This is a genomic window from Xanthomonas sp. NCPPB 1132 (assembly GCF_056629235.1).
On the sequence record NZ_CM152819.1, the window covers coordinates 2,984,958 to 3,009,329 of the forward strand.

General features: G+C 69.1%; 26 protein-coding genes. 10 read left to right on the top strand and 16 right to left on the bottom strand.

The annotated features are described in order from the left end of the window. Nucleotides 1-23: 23 nt before the first annotated feature. Nucleotides 24-656: a 23S rRNA (uridine(2552)-2'-O)-methyltransferase RlmE gene (gene rlmE, locus AC1G9L_RS12675; RefSeq protein ID WP_010341320.1), complete on the bottom strand. Its 633-nt coding sequence runs from the start codon at nucleotides 654-656 to the stop codon at nucleotides 24-26. Between the two features lie 66 nt (nucleotides 657-722). On the opposite strand from rlmE, the gene yhbY reads away from it, so the two are divergent. Both yhbY and AC1G9L_RS12685 read left to right on the top strand, forming a co-directional pair. Beyond that, a complete protein-coding gene (gene yhbY, locus AC1G9L_RS12680) occupies nucleotides 723-1,028 on the top strand; it encodes a ribosome assembly RNA-binding protein YhbY (protein WP_019802532.1) in 306 nt (101 codons plus the stop codon). A 19-nt stretch (nucleotides 1,029-1,047) separates the two neighbouring features. Then, nucleotides 1,048-1,422, top strand: coding sequence for an MTH938/NDUFAF3 family protein (locus AC1G9L_RS12685; RefSeq protein ID WP_019802533.1), 375 nt, complete (start codon nucleotides 1,048-1,050; stop codon nucleotides 1,420-1,422). 323 nt (nucleotides 1,423-1,745) lie between these two features. Here AC1G9L_RS12685 and AC1G9L_RS12690 read toward each other — a convergent pair whose 3' ends face one another. From AC1G9L_RS12690 to surE, 4 genes are read right to left on the bottom strand one after another with little or no spacing between them, the layout of a single operon-like run. After that, nucleotides 1,746-2,546 carry a peptidoglycan DD-metalloendopeptidase family protein gene (locus AC1G9L_RS12690; protein WP_481069240.1) on the bottom strand — a complete coding sequence of 267 codons (801 nt, stop codon included), beginning with the start codon at nucleotides 2,544-2,546 and terminating at the stop codon, nucleotides 1,746-1,748. Next, entirely contained in the window at nucleotides 2,543-3,157 is a 615-nt protein-coding gene (locus AC1G9L_RS12695) for a YqaA family protein (protein ID WP_010341527.1), read from the bottom strand. The genes AC1G9L_RS12690 and AC1G9L_RS12695 overlap by 4 nt, the downstream gene beginning before the upstream one ends. Nucleotides 3,158-3,176: 19 nt before the next feature. After that, a complete protein-coding gene (locus AC1G9L_RS12700; protein WP_010341528.1) occupies nucleotides 3,177-3,854 on the bottom strand; it encodes a protein-L-isoaspartate(D-aspartate) O-methyltransferase in 678 nt (225 codons plus the stop codon). Then, on the bottom strand, nucleotides 3,851-4,630 hold the full coding sequence (gene surE, locus AC1G9L_RS12705; RefSeq protein WP_481069241.1) for a 5'/3'-nucleotidase SurE: 780 nt from the start codon (nucleotides 4,628-4,630) through the stop codon (nucleotides 3,851-3,853). Before surE ends, AC1G9L_RS12700 begins: the two co-directional genes overlap by 4 nt. Between surE and AC1G9L_RS12710 the strand changes: the two genes are divergently transcribed. Together AC1G9L_RS12710 and AC1G9L_RS12715 are read left to right on the top strand one after the other, a co-directional pair. Further along, nucleotides 4,629-4,826, top strand: a complete 198-nt coding sequence (locus tag AC1G9L_RS12710) for a hypothetical protein (RefSeq protein WP_019799123.1) — start codon at nucleotides 4,629-4,631, stop codon at nucleotides 4,824-4,826. The two genes, surE and AC1G9L_RS12710, sit on opposite strands and share 2 nt — an antisense overlap. A 9-nt stretch (nucleotides 4,827-4,835) precedes the next feature. Then, complete coding sequence (locus AC1G9L_RS12715; RefSeq protein WP_019799122.1) at nucleotides 4,836-5,369, top strand: Smr/MutS family protein; 534 nt, start codon at nucleotides 4,836-4,838, stop codon at nucleotides 5,367-5,369. Between the two features lie 297 nt (nucleotides 5,370-5,666). On the opposite strand, the gene AC1G9L_RS12720 is transcribed toward AC1G9L_RS12715, so the two are convergent. After that, complete coding sequence (locus AC1G9L_RS12720; protein WP_019798968.1) at nucleotides 5,667-6,689, bottom strand: IS5 family transposase; 1,023 nt, start codon at nucleotides 6,687-6,689, stop codon at nucleotides 5,667-5,669. A 245-nt stretch (nucleotides 6,690-6,934) separates the two neighbouring features. Between AC1G9L_RS12720 and AC1G9L_RS12725 the strand changes: the two genes are divergently transcribed. From AC1G9L_RS12725 to AC1G9L_RS12740, 4 genes are all read left to right on the top strand, one after another. Next, the gene (locus AC1G9L_RS12725; RefSeq protein WP_019799608.1) at nucleotides 6,935-8,002 is read left to right on the top strand and encodes a DUF535 family protein; all 1,068 of its coding nucleotides are present in this window, start codon (nucleotides 6,935-6,937) and stop codon (nucleotides 8,000-8,002) included. A 48-nt stretch (nucleotides 8,003-8,050) separates the two neighbouring features. Then, nucleotides 8,051-8,599: a sigma-70 family RNA polymerase sigma factor gene (locus tag AC1G9L_RS12730; protein ID WP_019799609.1), complete on the top strand. Its 549-nt coding sequence runs from the start codon at nucleotides 8,051-8,053 to the stop codon at nucleotides 8,597-8,599. Further along, entirely contained in the window at nucleotides 8,599-9,567 is a 969-nt protein-coding gene (locus tag AC1G9L_RS12735; protein ID WP_481069242.1) for a FecR family protein, read from the top strand. The genes AC1G9L_RS12730 and AC1G9L_RS12735 overlap by 1 nt, the downstream gene beginning before the upstream one ends. Nucleotides 9,568-9,802: 235 nt before the next feature. Further along, on the top strand, nucleotides 9,803-12,085 hold the full coding sequence (locus AC1G9L_RS12740; RefSeq protein ID WP_481069243.1) for a TonB-dependent siderophore receptor: 2,283 nt from the start codon (nucleotides 9,803-9,805) through the stop codon (nucleotides 12,083-12,085). A gap of 34 nt (nucleotides 12,086-12,119) precedes the next feature. Here AC1G9L_RS12740 and truD read toward each other — a convergent pair whose 3' ends face one another. From truD to AC1G9L_RS12785, 9 genes are all read right to left on the bottom strand, one after another. Beyond that, the gene (gene truD / locus AC1G9L_RS12745; RefSeq protein WP_481071124.1) at nucleotides 12,120-13,121 is read right to left on the bottom strand and encodes a tRNA pseudouridine(13) synthase TruD; all 1,002 of its coding nucleotides are present in this window, start codon (nucleotides 13,119-13,121) and stop codon (nucleotides 12,120-12,122) included. Nucleotides 13,122-13,165: 44 nt separating this feature from the next. Continuing rightward, nucleotides 13,166-13,657 carry a 2-C-methyl-D-erythritol 2,4-cyclodiphosphate synthase gene (ispF, locus tag AC1G9L_RS12750; protein WP_019800131.1) on the bottom strand — a complete coding sequence of 164 codons (492 nt, stop codon included), beginning with the start codon at nucleotides 13,655-13,657 and terminating at the stop codon, nucleotides 13,166-13,168. 81 nt (nucleotides 13,658-13,738) lie between these two features. Next, the gene (gene ispD, locus AC1G9L_RS12755) at nucleotides 13,739-14,440 is read right to left on the bottom strand and encodes a 2-C-methyl-D-erythritol 4-phosphate cytidylyltransferase (RefSeq protein ID WP_481069244.1); all 702 of its coding nucleotides are present in this window, start codon (nucleotides 14,438-14,440) and stop codon (nucleotides 13,739-13,741) included. Further along, a complete protein-coding gene (ftsB, locus tag AC1G9L_RS12760) occupies nucleotides 14,440-14,799 on the bottom strand; it encodes a cell division protein FtsB (RefSeq protein WP_481069245.1) in 360 nt (119 codons plus the stop codon). Before ftsB ends, ispD begins: the two co-directional genes overlap by 1 nt. A 3-nt stretch (nucleotides 14,800-14,802) precedes the next feature. Further along, nucleotides 14,803-16,095, bottom strand: a complete 1,293-nt coding sequence (eno, locus tag AC1G9L_RS12765; protein ID WP_019799959.1) for a phosphopyruvate hydratase — start codon at nucleotides 16,093-16,095, stop codon at nucleotides 14,803-14,805. 99 nt (nucleotides 16,096-16,194) lie between these two features. Further along, nucleotides 16,195-16,533 carry a hypothetical protein gene (locus AC1G9L_RS12770; protein WP_019799958.1) on the bottom strand — a complete coding sequence of 113 codons (339 nt, stop codon included), beginning with the start codon at nucleotides 16,531-16,533 and terminating at the stop codon, nucleotides 16,195-16,197. Nucleotides 16,534-16,540: 7 nt separating this feature from the next. Beyond that, on the bottom strand, nucleotides 16,541-17,371 hold the full coding sequence (gene kdsA, locus AC1G9L_RS12775; RefSeq protein WP_019799957.1) for a 3-deoxy-8-phosphooctulonate synthase: 831 nt from the start codon (nucleotides 17,369-17,371) through the stop codon (nucleotides 16,541-16,543). Nucleotides 17,372-17,561: 190 nt separating this feature from the next. Then, the gene (locus AC1G9L_RS12780; protein WP_019799956.1) at nucleotides 17,562-19,226 is read right to left on the bottom strand and encodes a CTP synthase; all 1,665 of its coding nucleotides are present in this window, start codon (nucleotides 19,224-19,226) and stop codon (nucleotides 17,562-17,564) included. Nucleotides 19,227-19,363: 137 nt separating this feature from the next. Further along, complete coding sequence (locus AC1G9L_RS12785; RefSeq protein ID WP_010343426.1) at nucleotides 19,364-19,618, bottom strand: hypothetical protein; 255 nt, start codon at nucleotides 19,616-19,618, stop codon at nucleotides 19,364-19,366. A 165-nt stretch (nucleotides 19,619-19,783) separates the two neighbouring features. On the opposite strand from AC1G9L_RS12785, the gene parE reads away from it, so the two are divergent. Continuing rightward, complete coding sequence (gene parE, locus AC1G9L_RS12790) at nucleotides 19,784-21,673, top strand: DNA topoisomerase IV subunit B (protein WP_019800589.1); 1,890 nt, start codon at nucleotides 19,784-19,786, stop codon at nucleotides 21,671-21,673. A 165-nt stretch (nucleotides 21,674-21,838) separates the two neighbouring features. On the opposite strand, the gene AC1G9L_RS12795 is transcribed toward parE, so the two are convergent. Next, a complete protein-coding gene (locus AC1G9L_RS12795; protein WP_481069246.1) occupies nucleotides 21,839-22,651 on the bottom strand; it encodes a CDP-diacylglycerol diphosphatase in 813 nt (270 codons plus the stop codon). A 207-nt stretch (nucleotides 22,652-22,858) separates the two neighbouring features. On the opposite strand from AC1G9L_RS12795, the gene AC1G9L_RS12800 reads away from it, so the two are divergent. After that, nucleotides 22,859-24,310: a S10 family peptidase gene (locus AC1G9L_RS12800; RefSeq protein ID WP_481071126.1), complete on the top strand. Its 1,452-nt coding sequence runs from the start codon at nucleotides 22,859-22,861 to the stop codon at nucleotides 24,308-24,310. Nucleotides 24,311-24,372: the final 62 nt, after the last annotated feature.

The following is a 24,372-nucleotide window of genomic DNA, read 5'->3' on the forward strand; positions in this document are numbered from 1 at the left end:
GCGGATTCAGCCTTGCGTTCAGCTTACTTGATCTGGGCGCGCTTGCCCTGTCCGAGGGCGTAGACCTCCGGCGAGCGCTTGCGCGACGCGGCCGGCTTGCGGATGGTCACCTTCTCATAGCGGCGGCGCATGTCGCGGATGTAGTCGTCGAACCCCACGCCCTGGAACAGCTTGATCAGGAACGCGCCATTCGGCTTCAGGTGGCTGTCGGCGAACGCCATCGCCAATTCCGCCAGATGCATCATCCGCGGCTGGTCCACCGCGTCCATTCCGCTCTTATTGGGGGCCATATCCGACAGCACAAGGTCTACCGGGGTGTCGCCCAGCATGGCCTCGAACTGCGATAGCACCGTGTCTTCCCTGAAGTCACCGTGAAGGAACTCCACGCCGGCCAGCGGCGGCATCTCCAGGATGTCCAGGGCCAGCACCCGGCCGCGGTCGCCCATCGACTTGCGCACCTGCTGCGACCAGCCGCCCGGGGCAGCACCGAGGTCGACCACCACCATGTCCGGCTTGAGCAGCCTGTCGCGCTGCAGCAGTTCCTCCAGCTTGTAGGCCGCGCGCGAGCGCATGCCTTCGGCCTGCGCCTTCTTCACGAAGGGGTCGGCGAAATGTTCGCGGAGCCAGCGTTGGCTGCTTTTGCTGCGGGTGGCCATGGACGCACGGTCGGGAGGGGCGGCCATGATACCCTGATCGCCCTTGCCAACCCTGCTCCCACCTGCATGTCGATCAGCCTGACCTCGGCCCAGAACCGCTTCCTGCGCGGCCTGGCCCACGACCTCAAACCCCTGCTGCAGATCGGCAGCAAGGGCGTCACCCCGGCCTTCCTGGCCGAACTGGACGAGGTGCTGGAGCGCCACGAACTGGTCAAGGTGAAGGTCGGCGGCGACGACCGCGAGGCCCGCGACTCCGCCATCGGCAGCCTGGTGGAGCAATCGCACAGCGTGCTGGTGCAGCGCATCGGCCATACCGCGATCCTGTATCGCCCGGCCAAGGAAAACCGGCAGATCGTGCTGCCGCGCGCCTGAGCGCGCTCCCGGTGACCCTATGCAACTGACTCAGGACCTGCCCGACTACGCCTACGCCCTGCGCATGGCCGACGGCCGCCAGGCCAAGGTGAACGACCGGCTGCTGACCCGCAGCTTCATCCTCGCCCCGGACACCCTGGTCGAGGACTGGCAGGCGCCGCTGGCCGGCGACCTGCAGCCGCAGCATCTGCAACCGCTGCTGGACCTCAGCCCGGCCCTGGTGATCCTCGGCACCGGCGAACGCCAGGTGTTTCCCGCCGCGGCGGTGATGGCGCTGTTCCTGACCCGCGGCATCGGCATCGAAGTGATGAACAACGCCGCCGCGGCGCGCACCTACAACGTGCTGGCCGCCGAAGGCCGGCGCGTGGCGGTCGGGTTCCTGCTCGAAGGCTGAGCCAGGCGTCGCGGGCCGGGCGCTGCGACCTCCTGATCGTTGACCTTAGCGGCCTCAACCACGGCCTGGCCGCGCCGCGGACAACATGCGATCGAGACAGAGATGACGCCTGTAGTTCCTTTCGTCTCTGCAGATCGCTGCGTGGCGTCTGCCGCGGGATTCGAGCACAGCGCGTCGGGGCTGAAGCCCCTCCCACAAAACAATGCGTGCGCGGTGTCGCACCGGGGGAACCGCGGCGCTTGCGGCCCACTGGGCCGCGCCGATGGCGAACGCCCGGCGCGCTGCGCCGGGCCGGGGATCCGCCCACGCGACGGCGCGACCGGTTACTTCGGCGGCAGATACAGCAGTGGGTCGACCGGCTTGCCGTTGTAGCGGATCTCGAAGTGCAACATGTCGCGCGCCGCGCCGCTGTGGCCCATCTCGGCGATCTGCTGGCCGGCCTTGACGTTCTGGCCTTCGTTGACCAGGCGCTTGCGGTTGTGGCCGTAGGCCGACAGCCACTGTTCGTTGTGCTTGACGATGATCAATTCGCCATAGCCGACCAGTCCGGCGCCGGAATACACCACCACGCCATCGGCGGCGGCCCGCACCGCCTCGCCGTTGCTGCCGGCGATGTCCACACCCTGCTTGGTGGTTTCGCCGCTGACGAAGCGGCTGACCACCACGCCATCGGCCGGCCAGCGCCAGGAGAAGCCGCTGCTGACCGGTGTCGGCGCCGGCGCGACCGGAGGCCGCGCGACAGAGCCGGCACCGGACGCCGGCGGCGGCACCACAGGGCCAGCGCCGGGCCGTGCGGCGACCGTGCCGCCAGGCGGGTACAACCGCAGCGATTGCCCCGGGTAGATCGTGTACGGCGGCTGCAGGCCGTTCCAGCCCGCCAGGTCCTGCGGGGTGATGTTGTTGGCGCGGGCGATCGCATACAGCGTGTCGCCGCGGCGCACGGTGGCGCTGACCCCGGGCTTGGGCACGGACACGCGTGGCGCCAAGGCGGCAGCGGTGCCGCGCACCGGCGTACCGCCCGGCGTGCGCACCACCGTGGCGCTGCTGCAGGCGCCAAGCGCCACCGCCACCAGCACACCCAGGCCGCAACGCAGGCCGTTCCGCACCAACCGATCGACGCTCATCCGAACTTGGCTCTCCATATGACCCACACCACCAGCAGCGCCAGGATCGCCGAGGCGACCCAGCCGAGCGGCTCGATCCAGCGGCGCAACGCGGCTTCCGCGCGCGGCCCGCCGAGGCGGATCGCCCCGGCCACCAGGTACACGCGCTTGCCGCGTCCCACCAGCATGCTCGCCAGGAACGGTAGCAGCGGCACCCCGACGATGCCTGAGGCCCAGGTGAATATCTTCAGCGGAATCGGGGTGAAACCGGCCAGCACCAATAGCCAGAACGCGCGCCACGGCGACTCGGCGATGACCTCGCGCAGATGGCTGACCTGGGCGTCGATCTTCTGCGTCCAGCCCAGCCATTCGATCAGCGGCTGCACCGCGGCGAAGGCGAAATGCCCGAGCAGGTAGCCGATCAGCGCGCCAGCCAGGGAGCCGAGCAGGCTCAGCGTGGCGAACCACAGCGCGCGCCGCGGCTGCGCCAGCGACATCGGCGCCAGCATCACTTCCGGCGGCACCGGGAACACGATGGCCTCGGCGAAACTGAGCCCGGTCAGCAGCGCCGGCGCGCGGCGATGCCGCGACCAGCCGATGGCACGTTCGTACAACGGCCCGAAAATCTTCATCCAGCGAGGCTCCGAAAGGTCAATCCAGCATGCCCGAAAGCAACGGGACGAAGGTCACCGGCGCCAGGACGTCTTGTTCGATCTGGCCGTCGGCCGCGCGGCGCAGGCGGATCAGCGATTGCGCGGACGGGCCGCCGACCGGCGCCACCAGGCAACCGCCCGGAGCCAGCTGTTCGACCAGCGCATCGACCAGCGCCGGTGCCGCAGCGGTGACCACGATGGCATCGAACGGGCCATGCTCGGGCCAGCCGATGCGGCCGTCGTCGTGCTTGCTCCGCACGTTCATGCCGAGCTGGCGGAAGCGCTTGCGCGCTTGCCGCAGCAGGTCGCCGATGCGTTCGACGGTATGCACCTCCAGGCCCAGCGCGGCCAGGATCGCCGCCTGGTAGCCGGAACCGGTGCCCACTTCCAGCACCTTCTTCGGCGCCGCTTCCAGCACCGTCTCGGTCATGCGCGCCACCACCCAAGGTTGCGAGATGGTCTGGCCATGGCCGATCGGCAGCGCGGTGTCCTCGTAGGCGCGCGAGGCCAGCGCCTCATCGATGAACAGATGCCGCGGCACGGTGCGCACCGCGTTGAGCACGCTCTCGTCGCGGATGCCGGCCTCGCGCAGGCGCTCGACCAGGCGGTCGCGCACGCGCTGCGAGGTCATGCCGATGCCGATCGCTTCCGGCTGCAGGCGCAACCGCGGGGTCATGCCGTGCGGCCCAGCGCGGCGGTCAGGCCGCCGACCCAGCTGGCGACCTTTTCCAACGCCTGATAGCGGGTCAGATCGACCTGGATCGGGGTGATCGAGATGAAGCCGGTGCGCACCGCATGGAAGTCGGTGCCGGGGCCGGCGTCCTGCTCGCGCCCGGCCGGGCCGATCCAATACACGGTGGCGCCGCGCGGGTCGGTCTGCGGCAGGCACGGTTCGGAGCGGTGGCGGTTGCCGAGCCGGGTGACCTCGAAGCCCTTGATCTCCTGCCACGGCAGGTCGGGCACGTTGACGTTGAGGATGGTGTCGGCCGGCAGCGGATCGGCCTTGAGTTGGGCCACGATCTCCACCGCGGCACGTGCGGCGGTCTGGAAATGCTGTGGGTCGTGGTTGTGGGTGACCAGCGACACGGCCACCGCGGGCAGTCCGAGGAAGCGGCCTTCCATCGCCGCCGAGACGGTGCCGGAATAGATCACGTCGTCGCCGAGATTGGCGGAATTGTTGATGCCGGAGACCACGATGTCCGGGTCGAACTCCAGCATGCCGGTGAGCGCCAGATGCACGCAGTCGGTCGGGGTGCCGGCGACGCTGCAGGTGTCATGGTCGATGCGCTTGAGCCGGATCGGCAGATCCAGGGTCAGCGAATTGCTGGCGCCGGACCGGTCGCGGTCGGGTGCGACCACCGTCACTTCGTGGCCGGCGCCGCGCAACTGCTCGGCCAGCATGCGGATGCCGGGGGCGTCGACGCCGTCGTCGTTGCTCACTAATACGCGCATGGTGCTCCTCGAAAACCGGGGCATGATACCGGATGCGTCCGGCCAGGTCGCTGACGGCGCGCCGACGATCGCGGTGGCGGCCTTCGCGCGGCAGCCAACAGCGGCGCTGTCCTTGGCAATCAGCGTGACCACGATCCATGGCGCAGGCGCTGTCGGCGACACCCGCACTCACCTCAAACCACGCAGCACGCTCTAAGCTGTGCGCATGGCGCATTCCGACGACGAAGACCCCGCCGCCCTGTTCCGCGCGGCCATCGGCAAGGTGGCCCCGCTCAACGCGACGCCGCCGGCCAACCCCAAGCCGCGCCCCAAGCCGCGCGCACGCATGGCCGAACGCGACGACGCCGAGGCGCAAGGCGAGTTCCAGCAATTGCTCCGCCAGAGCGCGCCGCTGGAAGCCGGCGACGTGGCCAGCTACCGCCGCGAGCATCTGCCGGCGCGGGTGTTCCAACGCCTGCGCAAGGGCCAGTTCTCGGCCCAGGACGAACTGGACCTGCACGGCGCCACCGCCGCGCAGGCCGAGGCGCTGCTACGGCAGTTCCTGGCCGAGGCGCACGCGCACGAGTTCGGCTGCGTGCGGATCGTCCACGGCAAGGGCCTGCAATCCGGCGGCGTGCCGCTGCTGAAGAACCTGGTGGACCGCCTGCTGCGCCAGCGCAACGACGTGCTGGCCTTCCATTCGGCGCCGACCGCGCAAGGCGGCACCGGCGCGATGCTGGTGCTGCTGGCGCGGCGCTGAGCGGTGCCGCAGCCGCGGCGCGGTGGCGCGGATCGAGGGAAGATCGACGCACCACCGAGATCGCCGGCCGGACCATGTCCACACGGAAGCCGCCATCGCACACGGATCTGTAACAGTTGCGCAGGAGCGGCTTCAGCCGCGACCGGCTTGAACGAGAAGACCCCTCGCGGCTGAAGGGCACCTCGAACAACCTGCCACGACCTGGAGCCAGGGGCAGCATCTGTCGCAACGGCACCAGAGCGGCGCCTGATCGTGGTGGTTGGGAGGCTGAGGTGGCCGCTCGGCCACCTCAGCCGATCACGCCGGCACCATGGCCCGCTCCTGTAGCCGTGCCAGCCGCATCACGTTATGGCTGGCGACCTTCAGCCCGATCACCACCTTTGCCCGCGCCAAGCCGATGCAGCGTACGAACTTGCCGCCTTGTTGGGCCAAGCGCGCAAACGGGTGCTCGCCGAACACCCGATCCTTGGCAATGCGACGGTTCCGGCGCTTTGCTGCCTCGCTCAAGGGCTTGCGTGCCTGCCCTTGATGTTGGATCGCGGGGCGGTAACCACGCTTTTTCAGGTCTGCTTCTCGCGCTGCATCGGCATACCCGCTATCGGCCCATACCGTGCGGCCGGTGTTGTCCGGGTCCAGCACCTGCTCGAAGTGGCGGCTGTCGTGCACGTTGGCCGCGCTCACGTCGTAGCGGCGGATGAAACCCCAGCGGCGGTCCGTGCTGGCGTGCAGCTTGTAGCCGTAGAACGTCACCCCATGCTTCCTGGTCCAGCGTGCCTGCACGTCTTTCTGCGCACGCTTGGCATCACTCCAGTCCTGGCCGACGTCATCGCCCTGCTTGATCTGCGCGTTCTCCTCGCGCGTGTTGCGCTGGATCGGAGCGCTGACGATGCTGGCGTCGATGATCTGACCGCCGCGGGCAATGAACCCAGCACGTTGCAATTGCTCACCGATCGCCGTGCTGATGTCGCCCATCAGATCCTTGGTCTTGAGCCGTTCGCGCCACACCCAGATCGTCTTGGCGTCGGGCACCTTGCCGCTGTGTTCCAGTCCAAGGAATTGCTGGAAGCTGCGCCGATCCAGCACCTGATACTCCAGCGCATCGTCGGAGAGGTTGTACAACTGCTGCAACAGCAGCAGCTTGATCATCATCTGCGTCGGCCAAGCCGGACGGCCGCCGCGCTTGCCGGTACCCAAGGACAGCTTCGCGTCTACGGCGTGAGCAATCCCGGCAAAGTCGATATGCCGTGACAGCAGAGCCAGAGGATCGCCGATCTGCTGCCGCTTGGCTTCGCGTTCGTGGCCGGCAAACAGGCTGATCATCGTGGCGTCCTCGGCGTGTTCTCCAGACCAATGATGCCAAAGGTGGGGTTTTTAGAGGTGCCCTGAAGCCGCTCCTGCATCGGTGCATCGGCGTGCCGTCGCACGCACCTGCGGCATGCCCGCCAAAGGTCCGGTCAGGCCAGGACGCCATACGCGCGGACGCGATCACCTGACGTACGCACGCATTTCAATTTTCGCCCGCTGAAACGTCTTGTCAGAGAGTACCGCCCCTCTGCGAGCCGAACGTGACCGACGCAACCACCGAATTCCTCCTGCAACCCACTGATCTGGTGGACGTTTCCGCGAGCGCTGCAGCGTTCGCGTCGACATCGGCTCGGCTGGCCCGGCCGGCACCGTCGCCCCCGCCGAGCGGCAAGGCTGCCCCGTCCCGCTGGTGGCCGCTGTTCCTGGCGTCGTTCCAGGGGCGGACCGACTGGCACGGCAACCCGGTGCAGCGCGGGATCAAGGCCGCCAAGTACCTGCTGCGTTCGCTGCGCATGCCTGCCACGCATCTGCGTTTCCTCGACGAGCTGCGCCGCGATCCGCGGATGCGCGGCTATGCCGAGCGCGATCCGCGTCTGCTCGAGCGCCACCTGCATCGTTTCGTCAACACCCGCTGGGGCAGCAAGGCGCGGCTGCGCCACCTCCGGCAGCACTATCGCCTGATGCTCGAGCGCCTGCCGGCCGCGTTGTTCGACGCCATCTACCGGCAAGGCCAGGCGGACCTGGGGACGCTGCCGCTGCACGATGGCAGCGCGCTGACGCTGTCGCTGCTGCCGCCGGCGCCAATGAGCTGCGAAGGCGAACTGTGGCTGCAGCTCAGCGACGCGGCGGGACGCGAGCTGTATCGCCTGGTGCTGACCGTGACCGGCGACGCTGCCCATCCGACGGTGCTGATCGGTTGCCTGCAGGGCCCCAAGGGGGCCGACGCCCGCGACGTGGTGCGCGCGCTGACCAAGCAGATGAACGGGCTGAGGCCCAAGCAACTGATGCTGTCCCTGGCCTGCACCTTCGCCGAGCGCCTCGGCGCGAACGCGATCCGTGCCGTCTGCAATGGCGCGCATCCGCTGCAGCGCAAGCGAGACGTGTTCCTGTCCGACTACGACGCGTTCTGGATCGAACAAGGCGGTACGCCCATTGCCGATGGCTGGTTCGCGTTGCCACTGACTCCGGCGCGCAAGACCGCGGCCGATGTGCCCAGCCAGCATCGCGCGGCGTTTCGCCGCCGCGAGGCATTGCGCGCGCATGCCGAGGGCCTGCTGGCCGCCGCACTGCCGACCGCGTGCGCCGCCGCGCCGCGTGGCGGCCAGTGAGCCTGGCTATACTGCCGCGGCCGCTTCCCTGCAGGAGCACCAGCATTCGTGAGCCGGGCCGAGCACACCGAAGGCGCGCTGTCGCCGGAGCGGGCACATGCGCATCACGTCGACGCGTTGTTCAAGGAACATCACCGCGCCCTGCTCGCCTTCCTGCAGTGCAAGCTCGGCTCGATGGCGGACGCGCAGGACGTGGCCCAGGAGGCGTACATGCGCATCGTGACCCTTGAGCGTCCGGACGCGCTGACATCGCCGCGCGCCTATCTGTTCCATGTCGCCTCGAACCTGGCGGTAGACCGGCTGCGCATGCGCAAGGTCCGCGAAAACGCGGCGGTGGAGCTGCCGGAGCACGACCTGCCGCTCCCGCCGGTTCCGGAGCGTCACGCCACGGCCAGCGAGCAACTGCGCGTGCTGACCCGGGCGCTGCAGGAACTTCCGGCCAAGACCAGCCGCGCCTTCGTGCTGCACGTGATCGAAGGCAAGGACTTCGGCATGATCGCCAAGGCGATGAACGTGAGCGAACGGATGGTCCGCTACCATGTGGCCAACGCGCTCGCGCATTGCCGCAAACGCTTCGACGAAGCGGAGATCCCGTAATGGACAGCGGCATCGACAAGCACATCCTCGACGACGCCGCGCGCTGGTGGACCCTGCTGCGCGCACCCGACAGCAATGAGGACACCGTCGCGCGCTGGCTGGACTGGACGGAGGCCGACCCGCGGCACCTGCAGGCGTTCGAACAAATCAATGCGTTCGGCGGCGAGTTGCGCACGCTCGATCCCGTGGCGCGAGACGAACTGGTCCGCACCTTCGCGCCGCCGCGCGCGCGCTGGCGGCCGCTGCAGGTGGCGGCCTGCATCGGCGTGCTGGCACTCGGCAGCGCCCTCGCCTGGCGCCAGCTGCACCCGCCGCCGGTCACCCAGGTCTACAGCAGCGCGATCAGCCGCCATCACGACATCGTGCTGGCGGACGGGTCGAAGATCGCGCTCGGCGGCGCCTCGCGACTGAGCACCAGCTTCAGTGCCGCGCAGCGCCACGTGGACCTGATCGCCGGCGAGGCCTTCTTCGAGGTGGCGCATCACGCCGGGCGCCCGTTTGTGGTCGACGCCGGCGGCGTGTCGATCCTGGACGTCGGCACCGCCTTCGATGTCAGCCGCGACGGCGAACGCGTCGAGGTCGCGGTCACCGAAGGCCGGGTCCGCATCTACGGCGCCGGCCAGGTGCCGGCCGACGGCAGCGGCGGCCTGGAAGCGGTGGCCGGGCAACGCGTGTCCTACGACCCGGCCCGGCCCACGCTGCAGGTCAGCCAGATCGACGTGGCGCAGGCCACTGCCTGGCGCGATCACCGGCTGGAGTTCGTCGATACGCCGCTGGACACGGTCATCGCCAGGGTCAACCGCTACAGCGACCGCCCGCTGCGCCTGGCCGACCCGGAGCTGGCGCGGCTGAGCTTCACCGGTACGGTCGACACCCAGGCGACCGCGCAATGGATCGACGCCCTGCCGCAGGTGTTCCCGCTGCGGGTACGCCAGGGCAAGGACGAGATCGTGCTGAGCCGCCGTTAGGCAGCGGCTTCCCGGCCCTCTCCCGCCCAGTTTTGCCTGGACAGCGCGCAGCGCGGCCAGACGGACCGGGCGCCGCGTCGGGGAAGCCGCGCATGGCATAATTCGCGCTTCCGCTGGGGGGCGAAGTGCAGTGCGTGGGCTGAGGCGAGTGATCATCTGCGGCAGCCTGGCGCTGCCGCTCGCAACCTGGAACCAAGCTCCAGCCGCGCCCCTCCCGTCCGATGCACGCCAGATCGTGTTCTCGATCCCGCCGCAGGCGCTGTCCACGGCGCTGATCGCATTCGGCAAGCAGGCCAAGGTGCAGGTGCTCACCGCCAGCCCGACCCTGTCCGGGTTGCGCAGCGACGGGCTGCAAGGCGTGTTCACCCCGGACGCGGCGCTGCAGCGCCTGCTGCGATCGAGTGGCCTCACCTACAGCATGCTCGATGCGAACACGGTGGCGGTCACCCCTGCGGCCACGGCGCCGGTGGATCCTGCGGACGCCGCCGATGCGCACCGCGCCGGCACGCCGCCCAAGCTGCTGGAACAGGTCGACGCCGCGGCGCTGACCGAGCACGCCATGGGCGACGTGCCTGCCTATGCCAGCGACGCACTGCGTTATGCCGCCGATTCCATCGCCGTGCCGCAGTCGGTGAACGTGGTCGCCCCACACCTGCTGGCATCGCAACAGGTGCGCACCGTCGCCGACGCCCTGCGCAACGTGGCCAGCGTGCAGCAGATCGATAACCCGTTGCGCGCGCCGCTGTTCAAGATCCGCGGCATCTACACCGGCAACGGCATGACCGACGGGATGCCGAACAGCTTCGTCGGGCTCGGCGGCTATCCGCCGATGATCGGCGTGGAGCGGGTCGAGGTGCTCAAGGGGCCGGAATCGATCCTCGGCGACAGCAACGGCGGCGACATGAGCGGGCTGATCAACGTCGTCACCAAGCAACCGCTGCGCACGCCCAAGCGTGAACTCAGCTACATCCTGGGCGAACGCGGCGACGTGCAGGCCGGCCTCGATGCGACCGGGCCGATCGGCACCACGCCGCTGAGCTACCGGCTCGTCGTCTCCGGCCAGCATGCCGATTCCACGGCGCAAGGCTACGGCCCGCGCAACGCCGCCTACCTCGCCCCGTCCATCGCCTGGCAGGGAGACGACAACCGTCTGGTATTCGGCGTGCAGCGCGTGACCGATCGCCAGCCGGCCGCCGACCATGCGCTGCTGCTCGGCAACCGCGTGTCGGCGATGACCCCAAGGACCTTGCGCCTGGGCAATCCGCAGGACCACACCGCCTACCGCACCCAGCGCGCCTACTACCTGTTCGATCAGCGCCTCAGCGACCGCTGGCAACTGCGCAGCCGCGGCCAGTACGTGACCCAGGCCGTCGACGCGCGCAACTGGGGCATGTTGTCGCCGTCGCCGAACGGCATCGTGCTCGCCTATGCCGAGGCCTACCGCAATACAACGGCGCACTCCACCATCCAGAACGACCTGGTCGGCAGCTTCGGCGACGGGCCGCTGCGGCAGACCGTGACCCTCGGCCTGGACTACACGCGCGCGCGCATTGGCAGCAGCGATTACTTCATCCGGATGCACCGCAACCGCTACGACGTGTTCGGCGACGAGCGGCTGGGTCCGGTGCACTGGCCGCGTTCGCAGCGCGGCATCCGCCATTCCCCAGGCAGCCCCTGGTCGAGCCGTAGCGGCATCCTGCTGCAGGACCAGATCAGCATGGGCGAGCGCTGGGACGTGCTGCTGGCGCTGCGCCGCTCGGCGTACGAGATTTCCAGCTACGACGCCAGGGGCAAACTGCGCCAGTTGCGCCGGCGCCGCTGGGTGCCCAATGTCGGCGTGGTCTACAAATTGACCCCGGAGGCGTCGCTGTACGCCAGCACCATGAACGGCTTTGCGCCGAGCGCCGTGCTCGGCAAGAACGGCCGGCCGCTGCCGCCCGCGTTGTCGCGGCAGGTGGAGGTCGGTGCGAAGGTCGATCTGTTCGACCACCGGGCGCGGCTCAGCGCCGCCTACTACCAGATCACCGTCGACCGCAGTTTCGATCTGGTGCTGGCGCATCCGTCGTACTTCGCCAGGCCGATCGACAGCCAGAGCAACCGCGGGCTGGACCTGGATGTCGTCGGCACCCTCGCCCCCGGCCTGGAACTGAGCAGCAGCCTGGCGCTGGCCCGCATCGGCCGGCGCGACGGTACGCCGACCACCGGCGTGCCGCGCACGCGCTTCACCCTGTGGAGCAGCTACCAGTTCCAGGACAGCCGCTGGAGCGGCTGGGGGGTGGCAGGCGGCATCCTCGCGCGCGATCACACCCTCGGCCGCCGCCTGGCCGGCGGCTATTTCAAGATTCCCGGGCAGGCCAGCGTGGACGCGAACGTGTCCTATCACACCGAGACCTGGGGCGTGACCGTGGGCATGCGCAACATTTTCGATCGGCGGCTGTACGCCGACGAGTTCGATGAGACCTTCGTGCCGCTGCCGGAGGGCCGCAGCCTGTTGTTGACCGGCAGCTACCGGTTCTAGGGCCTGGCGGCCGGCGTGGCGGATGCGGCCAAGCTCAAGCCTCGGTAGACGCCTGCGGCGCCTCTTCGACCTCGCCGAGTTCGTGCAGCAACGCGGTGGCATAGCTGCCCGGCGGCAGGGCGAAACGCAGCTCCAGCGCGTCGCCCTGCCCGTCCAGCCAGCGCCACTGCAGGTCGGCCACGCGCAGGCGGGTCGCCCGCCGCTCCTGCTTCAGGCCCTCGCGTTCCAGACCTTCACGCAGGCGCAGTGCGACCGCCTCGTCCAGTGCCGAAAGTTCCAGCGCACGCGCCGCCTCGACGCTGCGCAACTCGCCGGCGCCCCACAGCGGCGCCGACGGATGGATGTCGAATCGCTGCAGGCGCTCGGCCAGCGCGTCAGACCGGGGCTCCGGACCGAACACGCTGCGGCTGCCGTCGAGCATCCACACCTCGCCGTCCAGCGCGCTGTCCCAGTTGCCGGCGGCCACGCGTGCGGCCAGCACCCGGTTGAACAGTTCCGAACGGGCCGCCGACAGCAGCAGCGAGCGCTGCTCGCGCCGCACCCGGCGACCGCCGAACATCGCCAGCGCGGCGCCGATGTTGCCGCCGTCGCGACCGAAGCGCTGTTCGCCGAACCAGTTGGGAATCCCGCGCGCGGCGATCTGCGCCAGCCGCGCCTCGATCGCCGGGCGCTCGCCACGCACCTCGCGCAGCACCAGCACGAAGCCGTTGCCGGCCAGCGCGCCGCGCGGCAGCTTGCGGTTGTGCCAGTGCGCCTCCAGCACCTGCAGGTCCGCGTCCTGCAGGCTGTCCAGGGACGGCGCCACGCGCTTGGGCAGATGCACCGAGAAGCGCTGGGTGGTGACCGCATGCCGGTCCTTCATGCCGGCATAGCCGATCGCCAGTTCCGCCACCCCGGCCCACTGCGCCAGGCGGCGCGCGGCGAAGGCGGTGTTCATGCCGCGCTTGCGCACCGTCAGTAACAGGTGCTCGCCTTCGCCGCTGGGCGCGAACGCCGGCACTTCATCGACCTGGAAATCCTCGGCGCTGCAGCGCATGCGCGCCTGCAGGGGCGCGGGCCCGAACGCGCGCGGCAGCTCGCTCACAGCGCCACCAGCAAGGCCACCGCCTGCGCCGCGATGCCCTCGCCGCGGCCGGTGAAGCCCAGCTTCTCGCTGGTGGTGGCCTTGACGCTGACGCAGTCCAGTTCGACCTGCAGCAGCGCCGCCAGGCGTTCGCGCATCGCCTGCGCATGCGGGCCGACCTTGGGCCGTTCGCAGATCACGGTGATGTCGGCATTGCCCACGCGCCAGCCGCGCGCGTGCAGCAGGCCCACGCAGTGATCGAGGAACTGCGCGCTGTCGGCGTCCTTCCAGCGCGGATCGGACGGCGGGAAATGCTGGCCGATGTCGCCCAGCGCCAGCGCGCCGAGCAAGGCATCGCACAGGGCGTGGATCACCACGTCGCCGTCGCTGTGGGCGAGCACGCCGCGCTCGTGCGCCACGCGCACGCCGCCGAGCATGAGGTGGTCGCCGTCGCCGAAGGCATGGACGTCGTAGCCCTGGCCGATGCGGATGCGGGGAAGTTCAGACATTGGCATGGAGACATCCCACAAAAAATGAAAAAGGACGGAGCACGTGCCGCGCCGCGGCGGCCACATCCGACGGCAGGCGCATCACGACTGCCGCGCGCGCTGGAACAGTTCGAACTCGAACCGCGCCAGGTCGGCCGGCGTGGTGACCTTGAAATTGTCTTCGGCGCCTTCCACCAGCAGCGGCCGCAGCCCCAGCAACTCCATCGCCATCGCGTCGTCGGTGACCTCGACGCCGGCCGCGGCGGCCTGCTCCAGGGCCCGGCTCAGTTGCATGCGCCGGAACAGTTGCGGGGTCAGCGCGCGCCACAGGCGCTCGCGCGGTTCGGTGCCGTCGATGCCGCCGTCGTCGCCGGCACGCTTGAGCGTGTCGCGCACCGGCGCGGCCAGGATCGCGCCGACCGGATCGCCGCGCCCGGCCTCCAGCAACCGGTCCAGGTCGGCCAGCGCCAGGTTCGGTCGCGCCGCATCGTGCACCAGCACGAAATCGTCCGCCTTCACCGACTCGGGCAACGCGTGCAGCGCGGCCAGCACCGAGCCGGCACGGCTGCCAGCGCCCAGGCAGGTCAGCACCGGCTTGCCGGCCAACTCGGTCCAGCCCGGCCACTGCGCATCGTCGGCGCCCAGCGCCACCATCGCCCCGGCCACCGCCGGATGCGCCAGCAACGCTTCCAACGCATGCGCCAGCAACGGACGCCCACCCGCCTGCAGATACTGCTTGGGCGTGGCACCGCCGAAACGGGTGCCGCGGCCGGCCGCCGGGACCACGGCCCAGACCGTGGCCATCAGGGTTGCTCGCCCGGCGCCGGGGTGACGGGCGCCGGCTGCGCGCCCGCGGCCGTGCCGGCCGGCGCCGCCACCGGCGCGTTCTCGACCACGCGGTAGAACTTTTCGCCCGGCTTGATCATGCCCAGTTCGCTACGCGCGCGCTCCTCGATCGCCGCCTCGCCGTCCTTGAGGTCCTTGACCTCGGCGGCGAGCGCGGCGTTGCGTTGCTGCAGTCCTTCGTTGTCGCGCTTCTGGTGCTCGACCTGGCTTTCGAGCACCAGCACTTCGCCGGAATTGCCCGGGCCGAGCCAGAAACGGTACTGCAGCCACGCCAGCAGTCCCGCCAGCACCAGCAGCAGCCAGCGCCAGTTGCGCACGGCTTATCGCTTGAGCGAGACGAAAGCGTCGCGCCCGGCGTAGCGCGCGGCACTGCCCAGCGCTTCCTCGATGCGCAGCAGCTGGTTGTACTTGGCCACGCGATCGCTGCGGCACAGCGAGCCGGTCTTGATCTGGGTGGCGGTGGTGGCCACGGCGATGTCGGCGATGGTGGTGTCCTCGGTCTCGCCGGAACGGTGCGAGACGATGGCCGCGTAGCCGGCCTTGTCGGCCATGGCGATGGCTTCCAGGGTCTCGGTCAGGGTGCCGATCTGGTTGACCTTGATCAGGATCGCGTTGGCGGTGCCGGACTCGATGCCCTGCTTGAAGATCTTCGGGTTGGTCACGAACAGATCGTCGCCGACCAGCTGCACCTTGTTGCCGATGCGGTCGGTGAGCAGCTTCCAGCCGGCCCAGTCGTCCTCGGCCAGGCCGTCCTCGATGCTGACGATCGGGTACTGCGCGGCCCAGTCGGCGAGGAAGTCGACGAACTGCTCGCTGGTCAGGCGCTTGCCCTCGCCCACCAGGTGGTACTTGCCGTTGTCGTAGAACTCGCTGGAGGCCACGTCCAGGCCCAGCAGCACGTCCTCACCGGCGGTGTAGCCGGCCTTGCCGATCGCTTCGAGGATGGTGTCCAGCGCTTCGACGTTGCTGCGGAAATCCGGGGCGAAGCCGCCTTCGTCGCCGACCGCGGTGGACAGGCCGTGGCCCTTCAGCACCGACTTCAGCGCATGGAAGATCTCGGTGCCGGCGCGAAGCGCCTCGGAGAACGAGGCGGCGCCGACCGGCAGCACCATGAATTCCTGGAAATCGACGTTGTTGTCGGCATGCGCGCCGCCGTTGATGATGTTCATCATCGGCACCGGCAACGCCAGGTTGGCGGTGTTGCCCGCGGCCAGCGACTGCCACAGCGGCTGCTTGCGCGAGGCGGCAATGGCATGCGCGTTGGCCAGCGAGACGCCGAGCAGCGCGTTGGCGCCCAGGCGGCCCTTGTTCTCGGTGCCGTCCAGGTCGATCAGGCGGCGGTCCAGGCCTTGCTGGTCGGCGGCGTCGAAGCCCTGCAGCGCGCTGGCGATGGTGGTGTTGACGTTCTCCACCGCCTTGCGCACGCCCTTGCCGAGATAGCGGGTCTTGTCGCCGTCGCGCAGCTCGACCGCTTCCTTGGTGCCGGTGGACGCGCCCGAGGGCACCGCGGCACGACCGAACGAACCGTCCTCCAGGATGACATCGGCTTCCAGCGTGGGATTGCCGCGGCTGTCGAGGATTTCACGGGCGTGGATGCTGCGGATCGTACTCATGGGCGGGCCGGTTACCTGTCAGGAGAGGGGGCGGGGAACGAATGCCGCATGATTATCCCCGCCGGCCCATCACTTGCCAAATCACGCCGATAACGCGGCTCAGCGGAGGATCGCGGACAGGGGGATCGCCACGATCAGCAGCAGCGCCAGCAGCGCGGCCGCGATGACCGCAAAGACGCGTCCCCGCCGCAATCGCCAGGCCTGCACCGCGGCGAGCAGCCCACCCGGTGCGGAGACCGCCAGCACGCCCAGCGAGGTGAGGATCCACGGACGCATGGCCCGGATGGCGTTGTCGCCATCGCCGGGCACGCCGATGCTGGCGAGGAAGGACAGGACCGTGCCGACCAGGGCGAGCCAGGCCAGCAGCGCCAGCAGCGCCAGCAGCAACGCGGCCAGCCCCCACGACCGGCCGCAGCGAGGCGACGAGGTCGCCGCCATGCGCACCTCAGGCGAAGCGCGAGAACCCGTGCTTCTTGGTGACCGCGTCCAGTTCCATCAGCGTTTCCAGCAGCGCTTCCATCTGGTCCAGCGGCCACGCGTTGGGGCCATCGGACAGCGCCTTGGACGGATCCGGGTGCGTCTCGGCGAACACGCCGGCCACGCCCACCGCCACCGCCGCGCGCGCCAGCACCGGCACGAATTCGCGCTGGCCGCCGGAACTGCCGCCCTGCCCGCCCGGCAACTGCACCGAATGGGTGGCGTCGAACACCACCGGGCAGCCGGTCTCGCGCATCACGCTCAGCGAGCGCATGTCGCTGACCAGGTTGTTGTAGCCGAAGCTGGCGCCGCGCTCGCAGACCATGATCTGCTCGTTGCCGGTGGACTTGGCCTTCTCCACCACCGGCTTCATGTCCCACGGCGACAGGAACTGGCCCTTCTTGATGTTGACCGGCTTGCCGGCGGCGCACACGTTCCTGATGAAATCGGTCTGCCGCACCAGGAACGCCGGGGTCTGCAGCACGTCCACCACCGCCGCCACCTCGTGCATCGGCGTGTACTCGTGCACGTCGGTCAGCACCGGCACGCCGATCTGGGTCTTCACCGCCTCCAGCACCTTCAGCCCTTCTTCCAGGCCGGGGCCGCGGAAGCTGGTGCCGGAGGTGCGGTTGGCCTTGTCGAAGCTGGACTTGAAGATGAAGTTGATGCCCAGCCGGCCGGTGATCTCCTTGAGCCTGCCGGCAACGTCGAGCTGCAGTTGCATCGACTCGATCACGCACGGGCCGGCGATCAGGAACAGCGGCTGGTCCAGGCCGACGTCGAAGCCACACAGTTTCATTGGATCACCTATCGGTTGAGCCTCGTTCCGTTCGGGCACGAGATGTTTGGCGAGGTTACTCCCCTCTCCCATCGGGAGAGGGGCTGGGGGTGAGGGTCCGGGCGAAGCCTAGGGAACTCAAACTCCGCGAGGCTTCGCCCCGCACCCTCATCCGGCGCTTCGCGCCACCTTCTCCCACAGGGAGAAGGAACTACGCGCGCGCTTCCTTCAACAACTTCCCACCCGCCTTGCGTTCGCGCGCAGCGCGCACGAAGCCGATGAACAACGGATGGCCGTCGCGCGGCGTGGACAGGAATTCCGGGTGCGCCTGGCAGGCCAGGAACCACGGATGCGTCTCGCGCGGCAGTTCCACCATCTCCACCAGGGTGTCGTCCATCGACTTGGCGGCAATCACCAGGCCGGCGTCCTCGAGCTGGGTGCGGTAGCGGTTGTTGAACTCGTAACGGTGGCGATGGCGTTCGGCCACCACGTCCTTGCCGTACAGCTCGCGCGCCAGCGTGCCCGGCTTGAGCCGTTGCTCCTGCAGGCCAAGGCGCATGGTGCCGCCGAGGTCGGACTTCTCGTCGCGCTTCTCCACGTCGCCACTGGCGGTGCGCCACTCGGTGATCAGGCCGATCACCGGGTACGGCGACTGCCGGTCGTTCTCGGTGCTGTTGGCCGCATCCAGCCCGGCGACATGCCGCGCATAGTCGACCACCGCGGCCTGCATGCCGTAGCAGATGCCGAAGTACGGTACGCCGTGCTGGCGCGCATAGCGCGAGGTCAGCACCTTGCCTTCGAAGCCGCGGTCGCCGAAGCCGCCCGGGACCAGGATGCCGTCCACGTCGGCCAGCGCCGCCATGTCGCTGCCTTCCAGGTCCTGCGCTTCCAGCCACTTCAGGTTGACCTTGGTGCGCTGGCGCAGGCCGCCGTGCTTGAGCGCCTCGCCGACCGACTTGTACGCATCCTGGTGGTCCACGTACTTGCCGACCACAGCGATGGTGACCTCGTCGAGCGGATGCTTGATCGCATCGACCACCGCTTCCCACTCCGACAGGTTGGCCGCGCCGACCTTGTCGCGCAGCTTGAACTGCTCGATGACGATCTCGTCCAGGCCCTGTCGGTGCAATTCCAGCGGCATGCCGTAGAGCACGTCGATGTCGGCGGCACTGATCACCGCGCGCTCGGAGACGTTGGTGAACAGCGCGATCTTGCGCCGCTCCGAATCCGGAATCGCCTGCTCCGAGCGGCACAGCAGCACGTCCGGCTGGATGCCGATCGAGCGCAGTTCCTTGACCGAATGCTGGGTCGGCTTGGTCTTCAGTTCGCCGGCCGCAGCGATGTACGGCACCAGGGTCAGGTGCATGAACATGGCCTTCTCGGCGCCGCGCTCGGTGCGCACCTGGCGGATCGCTTCCAGGAACGGCAGCGATTCGATGTCGCCGACGGTACCGCCGATCTCGACCAGCGCCACGTCGTAGCCGGCGGTGGCTTCATCCACGCAGCGGCGGATCTCGTCGGTGATGTGCGGAATCACCTGCACGGTGGCGCCTAGGTAGTCGCCGCGCCGCTCCTTGCGGATCACGTTCTCGTAGATGCGTCCGGTGGTGACCGAGTTCTTGCGCGACAGGCGCGTGCGCACGAAGCGCTCGTAGTGCCCCAGGTCCAGGTCGGTCTCGGCACCGTCGTCGGTGACGTACACCTCGCCGTGCTGGAACGGGCTCATCGTGCCCGGGTCGACGTTGATGTAGGGGTCCAGCTTCATCATCGTGACCGACAGGCCACGTGCTTCGAGAATGGACGCAAGCGAAGCGGCCGCGATGCCCTTGCCAAGCGAGGACACTACGCCGCCGGTAACGAAGATCAGGGGGGTCATGGCTCAAAGGCCTCCCGGAAAGCCATAGTTTAACGGGTGAAGCGGATTTGCCCAAGCGCTTTTGCGCAACAGCCGCCCCACAAAAAAGCGACGCCCCGGGCGACCGGGGCGTCGTGTGCAGGAAACCGTGCGCAAACTCAAGGCTTGCGCGCTTCCTCTTCCTCTTCCTTCTTCGGCGCGGCCGCATCCTTGCCGGCCTTGTGCTCGGCGGCCGCGGCGGCGCGGCGCTTGGCCTTGGCGTCGGCCTCGGCCTTTTCCTTGGCGACCTGCGCCTCGTAGGCGGCGGCACCGGAGGCGGCCGGATCGGCGCTCTGCGCCTGGGCCATCGCGACCGGCACGGCCACCGCGGCGGCGACCAGGGCGGCCAGGGTCAACAGCTTGCGAACGTTCATGGCGGACTCCTTTGGGGCGTGCGACGAAGATGTGGGCGACGTCGCGGTTTTTCCAGGGCCAGCGTAGCGTGGACCCCCCGCACCCGCCCTGAACACCGGCGACGTGCAAAAAACCGCCGCAGACCGCACACTTCCGGATCTGCTTCGCGCCACCTGCTGAGACGCATGAATACCCGCTACAACGCCGCCGACATCGAAGTTCTCTCTGGCCTGGACCCGGTCAAGCGCCGGCCCGGCATGTACACCGACACCGCACGGCCAAACCACCTGGCGCAGGAAGTCATCGACAACGCCGTCGACGAGGCTCTGGCCGGCCATGCCCGGCACATCGAGGTGACGCTGTACAAGGACGGCAGTTGCGAGGTGTCCGACGACGGCCGCGGCATGCCGGTGGACATCCACCCGGAAGAGAAGATTTCCGGCGTCGAACTGATCCTCACCCGGCTGCACGCCGGCGGCAAGTTCAGCGACCGCAACTACACCTTCAGCGGCGGCCTGCACGGCGTCGGCGTCAGCGTGGTCAATGCGCTGTCCACCCGGGTGGAACTGTTCATCAAGCGCGACGGCAACGAGTACCGCATGGCCTTCGCCGATGGCTTTGCCGCCTCCAAGCTGGAGATCGTCGGCAGCGTCGGCAAGAAGAACACCGGCACGCGCCTGCGTTTCTGGCCGGACCCGAAGTATTTCGACACGCCGAAGTTCGCGGTGCGCGCGCTGCGCCACCTGCTGCGCGCCAAGGCCGTGCTGTGCCCCGGCCTGACCGTCAAGCTGCACGACGAGGCCACCGGCGAGCAGGACACCTGGTATTTCGAGGACGGCCTGCGCGACTACCTGCGCGGCGAACTGGCCGAGCGCGAGCTGCTGCCGGCCGAGCTGTTCGTCGGCAGCCTGAAGAAGGACCGCGAGATCGTCGACTGGGCGGTGGCCTGGGTGGTGGAAGGCGAACTGGTGCAGGAGAGCTACGTCAACCTGATCCCCACCGCGCAGCACGGCACCCACGTCAACGGCCTGCGCAGCGGCCTCACCGACGCGCTGCGCGAGTTCTGCGATTTCCGCAACCTGCTGCCGCGCGGCGTCAAGCTGGCGCCGGAAGACGTGTGGGACCGCGTGGCGTTCGTGCTGTCGCTGAAGATGACCGACCCGCAGTTCAGCGGCCAGACCAAGGAACGCCTGTCCTCGCGCCAGGCCGCCGGCTTCATCGAGGGCGCCGCGCACGACGCCTTCAGCCTGTGGCTGAACCAGAACGTGGAGACCGGCACGCGCATCGCGCAGATCGCCATCGACCGCGCCAGCGCGCGGTTGAAGACCGAGAAGCAGATCGTGCGCAAGAAGGTCACCCAGGGCCCGGCGCTGCCGGGCAAGCTGGCCGACTGCATCAGCCAGGACCTGTCGCGCACCGAACTGTTCCTGGTCGAGGGCGACTCGGCGGGCGGCAGCGCCAAGCAGGCCCGCGACAAGGATTTCCAGGCGATCCTGCCGCTGCGCGGCAAGATCCTCAACACCTGGGAAGTGGCCTCCGGCAGCGTGCTGGCCTCGGAGGAAGTGCACAACCTGGCGATCGCGATCGGCTGCGACCCGGGCAAGGACGAGATCGACGGCCTGCGCTACGGCAAGGTGGTGATCCTGGCCGACGCCGACTCCGACGGCCTGCACATCGCGACCCTGTTGACCGCGCTGTTCCTGCGCCACTTCCCCGCCCTGGTGCGCGCCGGCCACGTGTTCGTGGCGATGCCGCCGCTGTTCCGCGTGGACGTGGGCAAGCAGGTGTTCTACGCGCTGGACGAGGAAGAGAAGCGCTCGCTGCTGGACAAGATCGAACGCGAGAAGATCAAGGGCCAGGTCAGCGTCACCCGCTTCAAGGGCCTGGGCGAGATGAATCCGCAGCAGTTGCGCGAATCCACCATCCACCCCGACACCCGGCGCCTGGTACAGCTGACCGTGGACGACGGCGACCAGACCCGCTCGCTGATGGACATGCTGCTGGCCAAGAAGCGCGCCGGCGACCGCAAGCAGTGGCTGGAGACCAAGGGCGACCTGGCGTCGCTGGAGGTCTGAGGCGACGCAAGCGCGGCTGCTTGCTGCCGTCGCAGGAGCGGCTTCAGCCGCGACCTGGCGTTGTCGGGAAAGCCCTGTCGCGGCTGAAGCCCGGCGGCGGAGCCTGGGCTTTCGCACCAGCACGCCTGTTAGTCAGGCAACCGGCGATCGACCGCCACCTGGGGCTTAGCCGCGCGCAGGCGCCGCCGGCACCACGCCGGTGCAGTCGTGATCCTGCAGTTCTTCCGCACCGACCCCATCACCGGGAAGCGCGGTGGCGGCCAGCAGCACGAAGCCCGGACGGCCATCGAACTCCGCGCCGACCACCGCCAGGGTCTGGTGGGCCATGTGCTGGTGCGGCGGCAGGGCGCGTGCCAGCAGGGTCAGTGGATTCGCCTCCAGCGCCTCGCCGTCCAGGCGCATGGCCCGATAGGCGTGCCCGTGGAGCGGCTGCGGCAACGGCGCCCAAGTGGGGCCGATCGCCGCCTGCATCGCCTGCAACTGGTCGCGCACCTGCGGCGCGAGGCAATCAATATGGATATGCAACTGGTCCTGCGAACGCGCCGAGGGCGGATTGATCGTCAGGCTGGTCAGTTCGCGCGGCAGCGGCCGCTGCAACAACCGCTCGACCCGGGTGCGCGCCTGCCAGGCCAGGCCCAGCCAGTTCGGCGCGCCGGCACCGCGCGCGCGCGGATCCTCGATCCCGCTCACCGGCACCGTCGGGATCAGCAGGTACTGGTAGTCGCCGCGCAGGTCCTTCATCAAGGCATAGCGTTCGCCTGGCCAGGGATGCACGTCGCTGCACGGCGCCGGATCGGCACCGAGCCGCGCCTGCGGCAGGCAACGCGTACTCACCAATCGCCACAGGCGATGCCGATCGTGCGCATGCGCATCGTGCGCGGCCGGCGAGTCGGCCACCGGCGGCGGCGCACCGGCGCAACCGGCCAGCAGCACAACCAGGGACAGGCACAACGGCAGCTGGAAACGAACTGAAGGCATGCGTGACGGATCGGAGTACGGGACGAGCCGAGGATTGTAGCCAGCGCCGATGACCGGCATGGCGCGGTGCACTGCCGCCGACCATGGCTTTGTGCACATCCGCCGCGCCGGCGCCGCGGCCTAGCATGCCGGCTCCCTCCCTGCGAGCGACCGCCCGTGCCGACCTTCCCCTCCGTGCTGCTGGCCGTGCTGCTGGCGGCGACACCGATGACCGCGGCACTGGCCGCCGACGCCGATGCGGCGAACGCCGACAAGGCCGACAAGCCCGCCGCCGTCGAACCGGCGCCCCTGCCGGCCGACGCGCAGACCAGCCAATCCACCCAGCTCGACGGCCGCACCCTGCGCTACACGGTCAAGGTCGGCACGCTGCCGGTGAAGGACAAGCAGGGCAAGGTCGTCGCCGACGTGGTCTATACCGCCTACACCATGGACGGCAAGGACCGTCCGGTCACCTTCGCGCTCAACGGCGGCCCCGGCGCGGCCTCGGTGTACCTCAACCTGGGCGCGATCGGGCCGAAGGTGGTGGCGTTCGGCAGCGAGGGCGACAGCGCCTCGGCGCCGGCGCAGCTGCGCGACAACCCCGGCACCTGGCTGGACTTCACCGACCTGGTGTTCATCGACCCGGTCGGCACCGGCTTCAGCCGCTCGCGCGTGCCCGACGAGCAGGCCAAGAAGCAGTTCTACAACCCGCAGGCCGACATCGAGTACCTCTCGCGCACCATCTACGACTGGCTGCTGAAGAACCAGCGCCTGCAGTCGCGCAAGTACCTGGTCGGCGAAAGCTACGGCGGCTTCCGCGGCCCGCGCATCACCCACTACCTGCAGACCAAGCTCGGCGTGGCGATGAACGGCGTGGTCCTGGTCTCGCCGTATCTGAACCCGACCCTGGACGACAACGGCGACGTCTCGCCGCTGCCGTGGATGCTGACCCTGCCGTCGATCACCGCCGCACGCCTGGAACGCGAGGGCAAGCTGACCCCGGAGGCGATGCGCCAGGTGATCGACTACACCCGCGGCGACTACGTCACCGCGCTGCTGCGCGGGCGCTCCGACCCGGCCGGCACCACCCGCATGATCCAGCAGGTGACCGCGATGACCGGCCTGGACCCGGCCTTCGTGCGCCGCGCCGGCGGCCGCCTGGAGACCCAGGCCTACTTGCGCGAGGTGTTCCGCGACAAGGGCGAACTGGGCAGCCGCTACGACTCCAACGTCACCGCCTTCGACCCGTTCCCCAACGCCCCCGAGCAACGCGCCAACGACCCGCTGCTGGACAGCATCATCGCCCCCACCACCACCGCGATGGTCGATTTCGTGACCCGCGTGGTCGGCTGGAAGGTCGACGCCCGCTACGAGGCGCTGAACTACGACGTGAACCGGCTGTGGGACTGGGACGACGAACTGCGCAAGGGCTCGGTGACGCAATTGCGCCAGGCGGTGGCGATCGACCCGAAGCTACGCGTGCTGATCGTGCACGGCTGGAACGACCTGTCGTGCCCGTTCATGGGCTCGGTGCTGACCGTGGACCAGATGCCGGTGATGGGCAACGACCCCACCCGCGTGCAGGTCAAGAACTACCCCGGCGGCCACATGTTCTACAACCGCGCCGACAGCCAGCGCGCGTTGCGGCAGGATGTTCTGGCGATGTATCGGGCGAATTGATGGAAATGGGGAATTGGGAATGGGGAATCGCAAAAGCGGTTCCCCAGTCATCGAGACGATAC